Origin of the sequence: Streptomyces milbemycinicus, assembly GCF_002154605.1 — a bacterium.
Lineage (GTDB): Bacteria > Actinomycetota > Actinomycetes > Streptomycetales > Streptomycetaceae > Streptomyces > Streptomyces milbemycinicus.
In genome coordinates this window covers 279-8,433 of the sequence record NZ_MUNE01000592.1, presented here as the reverse complement: position 1 = coordinate 8,433, position 8,155 = coordinate 279, and the positions used below count along the sequence as shown (strand labels likewise).

Here is an 8,155-nt window from a genome sequence, read left to right as displayed (position 1 = left end):
GGCGCTCGCCGACGCCGTCGAGGAGGCGCTGCGCGCCCTGCCGCATCTGACCGTCGACCGCGACGGGGATGCCGTCGTGGCCCGGACGAACCTGGGGCGGGCGGAGCGGGTGGTGCTCGCGGGACATATCGACACCGTGCCGATCGCCGACAACGTGCCCTCCCGGCTCGACGGCGAAGGCGTGCTGTGGGGCTGCGGCACCTCCGATATGAAGTCCGGCGTGGCCGTACAGCTGCGCATCGCCCAGGCCGTGCCCGCCCCCAATCGCGATCTGACCTTCGTCTTCTACGACCACGAAGAGGTCGCCCTCGAGCTCAACGGGCTGCGGCGGCTGGCCGAGCGGCACCCCCAGTGGCTGGCCGCCGACTTCGCGGTGCTGCTGGAGCCCACCGACGGCAAGGTCGAGGCCGGCTGCCAGGGCACCTTGCGGGTGCGGGTCACCACCAGCGGCAAGCGCGCCCACTCCGCGCGCAGCTGGCTCGGCGAGAACGCCATCCACAAGGCCGCGCCCATCCTCGACCGGCTGGTCGGCTACCAGCCGCGCCGCGTGGACATCGACGGGCTCACCTACCGTGAAGGTCTCAACGCGGTGCGTATCGAGGGCGGCCACGCGGGCAACGTCATCCCGGACTTCTGCGCCGTGACCGTCAACTACCGGTTCGCCCCCGACCGCTCCGAGGCCGAGGCGCTTGCGCATGTGCGCGAGGTCTTCGACGGGTTCGAGGTGGAGGCCACGGACAGCGCGCCGGGCGCGCTGCCGGGCCTGTCCCACCCGGCCGCGGCCGCCTTCGTCGAGTCGATCGGCACGGAGCCGGCCCCCAAGGACGCCTGGACGGACGTCGCCTTCTTCTCGGCGCTCGGCGTGCCCGCGATCAACTACGGACCCGGCGATCCGCTCCTCGCACACACCCGCGAGGAGCATGTGAACACAGCGGCGGTGCTGGAGGCCGAGGAGCGCCTGCGGGCCTGGCTGACCGCCTGACCGCCCGGCCGTCCGGGCCGGCACGGCCACCGTCCCGACTTGGCTGACGTGCCGAATCCAGGGGCCTACGCTGAACGACAGATCTGCGGCTGATCGGAGGCAGATCGTGGCGAAGGGAGCACACATGGGCAACGCCGAGGACGAGCGGACGCTGCAGGAGCAGCGCGAGGGCCCGGTCGTGCGCCGACGCCAGCAGATGCGGCCCGGCACGACCGACCAGCGGCTGCTGGACTCCCAGGGGGCGACGCACTGGGTGCACGAGGACCCGTTCCGGGTGCTGCGCATCCAGTCGGAGTTCGTCGAGGGCTTCGGCGCGCTCGCCGACCTCGGCCGGGCGGTCAGCGTCTTCGGGTCCGCCCGTACGCCGGAGGGGTCGCCGGAGTACGAGGCCGGGGTGCGGATCGGGCGGGCCCTCGCGGAGGCGGGGTTCGCGGTGATCACGGGCGGCGGCCCGGGAGCGATGGAGGCGGCGAACAAGGGCGCGTGCGAGGCGGGCGGGGTCTCCGTCGGGCTCGGCATCGAGCTGCCGTACGAGCAGGGCCTCAACCCGTACGTCGACATCGGCGTGAACTTCCGCTACTTCTTCGTCCGCAAGACGATGTTCGTGAAGTACGCGCAGGGGTTCGTGGTGCTGCCCGGCGGGGTCGGCACCCTGGACGAGTTCTTCGAGGCGCTGACCCTCGTGCAGACCAAGAAGGTGACCCGCTTCCCGATCGTGCTCTACGGCAGCGCCTACTGGGCGGGCCTGGTGGCCTGGGTGAAGGACACGCTCATCGCGCAGGGCAAGGCGAGCCCGATGGACCTGGAGCTGTTCCGCCTCACCGACGACGTGGACGAGGTGGTCGACCTGATGACGAAGGAGTCCGGCGGCTGACCCACCTGCCGCCCCGCCGGCTCACCCGTCGGCCGACCCGCCGCCCGGCGCGCCGTCAGGCCACACCGCGCCGGGCGACCGCCGGGGGCCGGTGACCGGCGATGGAGGACACCATGTCCAGCACCTGGCGGGTCTCGGCCACCTCGTGCACCCGGTAGACCCGGGCGCCGAGCCAGGCCGAGATCGCGGTCGTCGCGAGGGTGCCCAGCAGCCGCTCCTTGACCGGCCGGTCCAGCGTCTCGCCCACGAAGTCCTTGTTGGACAGCGAGACCAGCACGGGCCAGCCGGTTTCCGCCAGCTCGCCGAGCCGCCGGGTCGCCTCCAGCGAGTGCCGGGTGTTCTTGCCGAAGTCGTGGCCCGGGTCGATCAGGATCGACTCACGCTCCACGCCCAGCTCGACAGCGCGCCGCGCGAGCTCCAGCGTGACCCGCAGGACGTCGGCCACCACATCGTCGTACGCGACCCGGTGCGGCCTGGTGCGCGGCTGGGCGCCGCCCGCGTGGGTGCACACCAGACCGGCGCCGTACCGGGCCGCGACCTCGGCCAGCTTGGGGTCGACCCCGCCCCATGCGTCGTTGAGCAGATCCGCGCCCGCCCCGCAGACCGCCTCCCCGACCTCGTGGCGCCAGGTGTCCACGCTGATCACCACGTCCGGGTGGCGCCGGCGCACCTCGGCCACGAAACCCACCGTGCGCCGCACCTCCTCGGCGGCGCTCACCTCCTCGCCGGGACCGGCCTTCACCCCGCCGATGTCGACGATGGCGGCGCCCTCCGCCACCGCCTGCTCGACACGGTCCAGGGCGGGCCCGTCCTGGAAGGTGGCCCCCCGGTCGTAGAAGGAGTCCGGCGTCCGGTTCACGATCGCCATGATCACTTGTTCGTTCTCGCCGAACTCACGCCGTCCGAGCCGTAGCATCCGCACTTCCTCTCGCTTCCTCCCCTGAGGGGCTGCGAGCGACGATAACTGTCGGTGGGGCATGGCACGATCGAGGCAGACTGGTAGGACGTACGCGCGCACCCGGGGAGACGATCGTCGTGTTTTGGTTCTTGCTGATCGCGCTGGTCGTGGTGGTCGGCGCGGTCACGGTCGCGGTCACCGGAGGTGGCGACGGCGGCGCGCTGGCCGAGGCGCCCCCCGACCGGCTCGATGACGCGCTGCCCGCCGACCGGCCGCTGGGCCGCGCCGATGTGGAGGCGCTGCGCCTTCCGATGACCGTGCGGGGCTACCGCATGGCCGATGTCGACGATGTGCTGGGCCGGCTCGGCGCCGAGCTCGCCGAGCGCGACGCCCGGATCGCCGAGCTGGAGACGGCCCTGGCCGGAGCGCAGGCGTCGGCCCACGGCGGGCCCGGGCTGTGGCAGCAGCCCGGCGGTCTCCCGCCGCACGACATCGCCCCGCCTGGCCTGCCGCCGCACGACATCGCCGCGCCCGGTCTCCCGCGCGATCTGCCGCCGCCCGGGCTGCCCACCCACGACCTGCCTGCCCACGGCCTGTCCCCGCACCCGTACGACCCTCCGCCGCAGTATCCGCCCGCGCCGGATGTCCCGCCGCGCGGGCCGGAAGGGGAGGGCGCGTGAGCGCCGGGGAGGTGGTGCTGGGGCCGGATGGGCTGCTGCGCTGTCCATGGGGTGGGCTGGAGGCCGAGAACATGGCCGACTACCGCGTCTACCACGACACCGAGTGGGGCCGCCCGGTCCATGGCGACGACGCCCTGTTCGAGCGGATCTCCTTGGAGGCGTTCCAGTCCGGTCTGTCCTGGCTGACGATCCTGCGCCGCCGCGAGGGCTTCCGTGCCGCGTTCGCCGGGTTCAAGATCGCGGCGGTCGCGGAGTTCACAGAAGCGGATGAGCAGCGGCTGCTCGCCGATTCCCGCATCATCCGCAACCGGGCCAAGATCTCGGCCGTCGTGTCGAATGCGCGGGTGGCCGCCGAGCTGGCGCCGGGCGAGCTGGACAAGCTGATCTGGTCCCACGCTCCGAACGCGGTCGGCCGCCCGGCGCCGCGGACCTTCGAGGACATCGCTCCGATCACCCCGGAGTCGACGGCGCTGTCCCGCGACCTCAAGAAGCGCGGCTTTCGTTTCGTCGGACCGACCACGGCCTATGCCCTGATGCAGGCGTGCGGCCTGGTCAACGACCACCTGGCCGACTGCCTCGTCCGGGGCGCCTGAGTCCGTTCCGGGCTCGGTTCTCCCTCAGCGGTAGCCGGGGGAGAGCCGAACCCTCAGAAGGCCCTCAGAAGGCCCTCAGAAGGGGAGCCTCACCGGCCGGTGAAGGTGGGCTTCTGCTTCTTGACGAACGCGTCCACCGCGGCCAGGTGGTCCTCCGAGGCGCCTGCGCGCCGCTGCAGCTCGTCCTCCTTGGCCAGTGCCTCGGTCAGGCCGTGCCCGGCCGCGTAGGCGAGGGATTCCTTGATCGCCGCATAGGCCGCGGTCGGGCCCTCCGCCAGCCGCCGGGCCACCGCCGCCGCCTCGGCGGCCAGCTCCGCGGCGGGGACGACCTTGTTCGCGATGCCCAGGTCGTAGGCGTCCTGAGCGCTGATCGAGCGCGGGAAGAGCAGGAGGTCGGTGGCGCGGCCGTGGCCGATCAGCCGCTGCAGGGTCCAGGAGACGCCGGAGTCGGCGGTGAGGGCGACCCCGGCGAAAGAGGTGTTGAACGAGGCCGTGTCGGCGACGAGTCGGTAGTCGGCGGCGAACGCGAAGCCCGCGCCCGCGCCCGCCGCGACCCCGTTGACCGCGGCGACGACCGGCTTCGGCATCCCGGCGATCGCGGTCACGATCGGGTTGTAGTGCAGCCCGACGGTGCTCATGGTCGAGCCCTCGCCCTCCCTCGCCCGGTCGGCCGCCAGCAGCTCGATGTGCTCCTTGAGGTCCTGGCCCACGCAGAAGGCGCGGCCGGTGCCGATGAGCAGCACGGCCCGTACGGCCGGGTCCCCGGCGGCCTGGAGCAGGGCGTCGCGCAGGGCGACTTTGGTGTCGATGTTGAGCGCGTTCATGGCGTCGGGACGATTGAGGGTGATCGTCGCGAGTCCGTCGGTCAGCTCGTAGAGCACGGTGTCGGCCATGGTGGGTCCTCCGGTGCGGCTGGGGCGCGGCTCGGGCGGCGCCGCATCGGTGGCCCGGTCCGGGCCCCGGCGCGGCGGTCAGCGCTCAGCATGCCGAAAGATCGGCGCGACCGACATGTGACCTGCGTCAAAGAATCCGGCGCTTCGTGAACCACCGCCGGGACGCGCCCCGGGCATCGGCGCCCGTACGGTATCGCGACCCCTCCCCGAATTGGGTGGTTTTGGGTGAGCGCGTTGTGCAGGGGTTGCCGACTGATGTTGGTCATCGGGTCGTGCCATGCGGGATAATGGCAAGGAAGCAACGTGTTCGATGCCGGTGACACCTGGGTTGTCGGCTGCGATGAGCTGGTTTCAGGAAGGGGAACGAGCATGGCGGCCATGAAGCCGCGGACGGGCGACGGCCCGCTCGAGGTGACCAAGGAGGGGCGGGGCATCGTCATGCGCGTTCCGCTCGAAGGCGGCGGTCGTCTCGTCGTCGAGCTGACACCGGACGAGGCCGACGCGCTCGGCGATGCCCTGAAGAAGGTTGTCGGCTGAAGCCATCGGTCCCACCACCACCCGTGTGCCGCCCCGGCGGCCGGTATGGACATATACCGGCCGCCGGGGCGGTGCTTTGATACGAGGTTTCGATCCGTGGTGTTTTGATCCGGTCTGTTCTGACCTGGGGTGCTGTGGTCCGGTGCGGTGACTCCGGGGTGAGTTGATCCGCCCGGTCCCGCCCGCCCCCGCGCCTACCCGCGCTTGACCGCGCAGAGCAGTCCGTCGCCCACGGGCAGCAGGGACGACTGGAGCACGGTGGATTCCCGTACGGTGCGCAGCAGCTCGCGCAGGCGCAGTACCTCGGCCGGCTGCACCGCGGAGTCCACGGTCCTGCCGTTCGCGAAGACGCCCTCGAAGCAGACCAGCCCGCCGGGGCGCAGCAGGCGCAACGATTCACCGAGGTAGTCGAGGCATTCGGAGCGGTCGCCGTCGCAGAACACCAGGTCGTAGCCGCCGTCGGCGAGCCGCGGCAGGACGTCCAGCGCCCGCCCCGGGATGAAGCGCGCCCGGTTCCCGGTGAAGCCGGCGGCGCGGAACGCCTGCCGGGCGAACTGCTGCATCTCCGGTTCGGAGTCCACGGTGGTCAGCACGCCGTCCGGCCGCATGCCGTTGAGCAGATGGATGCCTGAGACCCCGGCCCCGGTGCCGATCTCGGCGACGGCCTTGGCGTCCGCGGCGGCGGCGAGCAGGCGCAGCGCCGCGCCCGTGCCGGACGACACCGAGCGCGTCCCCGCCTCCCGGGCCCGGTCACGGGCCCAGCGCAGGGCTGCGTCCTCGGCGACGAACGCATCGGCGAACGCCCAGCTCGTCTGCCGGTTGGCGGTAATGGCCCTCTCCTGTCCCCGTAGTTGACGCAAGCGTGACTGTAGCCGCTGCGCCCGGGAACCCGCAGATGGGACCGGGCGTTGGAAGGGAAGGGGGGGAGCATATGGATCGCGAACAAATGCAGGTCAAAAATGCTTATCCGGAGCTAACGGGCGAGGTGGATATGGTAGGGGCTCTACTGGACACCACCAGAGCCGACAGGGGAGGTGCGGCTGCGGCCGGTGATCGGAGAGTGCTGAGGCGCTTTCGCAGGTCAGCGGGCGAGCCGAAATCCGTGACCGACATTGCTGACCGTCCTCGTTCCGTCGATACCGCTACGACCGCGACCTTCGCCACCGACGCGGACGCTCCGGCGTGGACACCTCCTACCTGGGAGGAGATCGTCAGCACGCACAGTGCACGGGTCTACCGCCTCGCGTACCGCCTCACCGGCAATCAGCACGACGCCGAGGATCTGACCCAAGAGGTCTTCGTCCGGGTCTTCCGCTCGCTGTCGACCTACAGCCCCGGGACCTTCGAGGGGTGGCTGCACCGCATCACCACCAACCTCTTCCTCGACATGGTCCGCCGCCGCCAGCGCATCCGCTTCGACGCGCTCGGTGAGGACGCGGCCGAGCGGCTGCCCAGCCGCGAGCCCTCTCCCCAGCAGCATTTCAACGACACGCACTTCGACGCCGATGTGCAGCAGGCCCTCGACACCCTCGCGCCGGAGTTCCGCGCGGCCGTCGTGCTCTGCGATATCGAGGGGCTGTCGTACGAGGAGATCGCCGCGACCCTCGGTGTGAAGCTCGGCACGGTGCGCAGCCGGATCCACCGTGGTCGCTCGCATCTGCGCAAGGCCCTCAAGCACCGCTCGCCCGAGGCCCGGGCCGAGCAGCGCACGGTGACGGCGGTGCCCCGCCCCGCCACCGCGCCCCGGTTGAGCGGGGAGGTCGGAATCGCGTGACCCGGTCAGGCGGTCAGTCCCCCGCCGAGCAGCATCTCGGCGACCGCCTTGCAGCTCTGGTCGATGGCGAGCTGGGGCACGACGCGCGTGAGCGTGTGCTCGCGCACCTCGCGACGTGCTGCAAATGCAAGGCGGAGGCCGACGCTCAGCGGCGGCTGAAAAATGTATTCGCGCAGACGGCGCCCCCCGCTCCCTCGGAGGGCTTTCTCGCGCGGCTCCAGGGCCTGCCGGGCCTGTCGGCGGACGAGGCCGACGGCGGCGGTGGCGACAGCCCGCCGTTCGGCGGCTCGAGCGTCTTCGGCGTCCCGGACACCCGGGGCGTTCGTGGCGTGCACGAGGCGCGGGAGCAGGCTTTTGCGTTTTTGCCCACAAGCCGGGCGGTGAGTCCGGCCGCCTCGTCCGCCGCCGTCCCGCGCGAGCGCGGGTTCCGGATCCATGAGGTCGGGCGCCCCGCTCCGCGCCGGCGGTTCGCCTTCGCGGCCGCGGGGGCGGTGTCGCTGGCCGCGTTCGCGCTCGGCGCCGCGCTGCCGCTGGACGCGGCGGTCGACTCGCCCGGGAGCCAGGCGGAGGGCTCGGACAGTGCGGTGAGCCCGGTCGGCGTGAGTTCCGCGGTCGACGAGACCGAGACCATGGGGTTGCGCGAGCGCACCCGCCGTGAGGTGGGGCTGCAGGATGTGGCCGCCCCGGTGGACACGACCTCCCCGAGTACGACGCACTCCCGGACCCTCACGGAGGCATCCGGCGGCGTCCCGGACCCGCTGATCCAGCCCATCCTGGCGGCCACCCGGCTGCTGCGCGCCGCCGCGGCCACGCCCGCACCGACCCAGATGGCGGACCCCTCCCAGCCGGTGACGCGGACCCCGCCGTACCACGGATTCAGCGCGACCCCGAAGTAGCAGGGGCTGACGGGCGGCGCGCCGCCCG

Annotated in this window: 10 protein-coding genes; 7 read left to right on the top strand and 3 right to left on the bottom strand. The window is 72.1% G+C overall.

Features of this window, described 5'->3' with window-relative positions; translation table 11 throughout:
• A partial coding sequence (dapE, locus tag CCN51_RS39645) for a succinyl-diaminopimelate desuccinylase (protein ID WP_086860679.1) occupies positions 1-982 on the top strand: 982 nt, incomplete at its 5' end.
• Between the two features lie 124 nt (positions 983-1,106).
• Positions 1,107-1,856: an LOG family protein gene (locus tag CCN51_RS39640; RefSeq protein WP_014176682.1), complete on the top strand. Its 750-nt coding sequence runs from the start codon at positions 1,107-1,109 to the stop codon at positions 1,854-1,856.
• Between the two features lie 55 nt (positions 1,857-1,911).
• Here the strand turns inward: CCN51_RS39640 and folP are convergent, their stop codons facing one another.
• On the bottom strand, positions 1,912-2,772 hold the full coding sequence (folP, locus tag CCN51_RS39635) for a dihydropteroate synthase (protein WP_014176681.1): 861 nt from the start codon (positions 2,770-2,772) through the stop codon (positions 1,912-1,914).
• Positions 2,773-2,891: 119 nt separating this feature from the next.
• On the opposite strand from folP, the gene CCN51_RS60300 reads away from it, so the two are divergent.
• Positions 2,892-3,434, top strand: coding sequence for a DivIVA domain-containing protein (locus CCN51_RS60300; protein ID WP_014176680.1), 543 nt, complete (start codon positions 2,892-2,894; stop codon positions 3,432-3,434).
• On the top strand, positions 3,431-4,027 hold the full coding sequence (locus CCN51_RS39625) for a DNA-3-methyladenine glycosylase I (protein ID WP_014176679.1): 597 nt from the start codon (positions 3,431-3,433) through the stop codon (positions 4,025-4,027). Before CCN51_RS60300 ends, CCN51_RS39625 begins: the two co-directional genes overlap by 4 nt.
• An 89-nt stretch (positions 4,028-4,116) precedes the next feature.
• On the opposite strand, the gene chcB is transcribed toward CCN51_RS39625, so the two are convergent.
• Positions 4,117-4,920, bottom strand: coding sequence for a 2-cyclohexenylcarbonyl CoA isomerase (gene chcB / locus CCN51_RS39620; RefSeq protein ID WP_014176678.1), 804 nt, complete (start codon positions 4,918-4,920; stop codon positions 4,117-4,119).
• A gap of 369 nt (positions 4,921-5,289) precedes the next feature.
• Between chcB and CCN51_RS39615 the strand changes: the two genes are divergently transcribed.
• Positions 5,290-5,457: a DUF3117 domain-containing protein gene (locus tag CCN51_RS39615; RefSeq protein WP_003966491.1), complete on the top strand. Its 168-nt coding sequence runs from the start codon at positions 5,290-5,292 to the stop codon at positions 5,455-5,457.
• 194 nt (positions 5,458-5,651) lie between these two features.
• On the opposite strand, the gene CCN51_RS39610 is transcribed toward CCN51_RS39615, so the two are convergent.
• Positions 5,652-6,317 (bottom strand): O-methyltransferase, encoded by a 666-nt coding sequence (locus CCN51_RS39610; RefSeq protein WP_063647542.1) that lies wholly within the window; start codon positions 6,315-6,317, stop codon positions 5,652-5,654.
• A gap of 131 nt (positions 6,318-6,448) precedes the next feature.
• Here CCN51_RS39610 and sigE point away from each other — a divergent pair, with 131 nt between their 5' ends.
• Complete coding sequence (sigE, locus tag CCN51_RS39605) at positions 6,449-7,231, top strand: RNA polymerase sigma factor SigE (protein WP_078610905.1); 783 nt, start codon at positions 6,449-6,451, stop codon at positions 7,229-7,231.
• Positions 7,228-8,127, top strand: a complete 900-nt coding sequence (locus tag CCN51_RS39600; protein WP_014176675.1) for an anti-sigma factor family protein — start codon at positions 7,228-7,230, stop codon at positions 8,125-8,127. The genes sigE and CCN51_RS39600 overlap by 4 nt, the downstream gene beginning before the upstream one ends.
• Positions 8,128-8,155 lie beyond the last annotated feature (28 nt).

Excerpts from the sequence above, each read along its gene's own strand:
- CCN51_RS39640 (WP_014176682.1), top strand. The coding sequence starts at position 1,107 with ATGGGCAACGCCGAGGACGAGCGGACGCTGCAGGAGCAGCGCGAGGGC.
- folP (WP_014176681.1), bottom strand. The coding sequence starts at position 2,772 with ATGCTACGGCTCGGACGGCGTGAGTTCGGCGAGAACGAACAAGTGATC.
- chcB (WP_014176678.1), bottom strand. The coding sequence starts at position 4,920 with ATGGCCGACACCGTGCTCTACGAGCTGACCGACGGACTCGCGACGATC.
- CCN51_RS39615 (WP_003966491.1), top strand. The coding sequence starts at position 5,290 with ATGGCGGCCATGAAGCCGCGGACGGGCGACGGCCCGCTCGAGGTGACC.
- sigE (WP_078610905.1), top strand. The coding sequence starts at position 6,449 with ATGGTAGGGGCTCTACTGGACACCACCAGAGCCGACAGGGGAGGTGCG.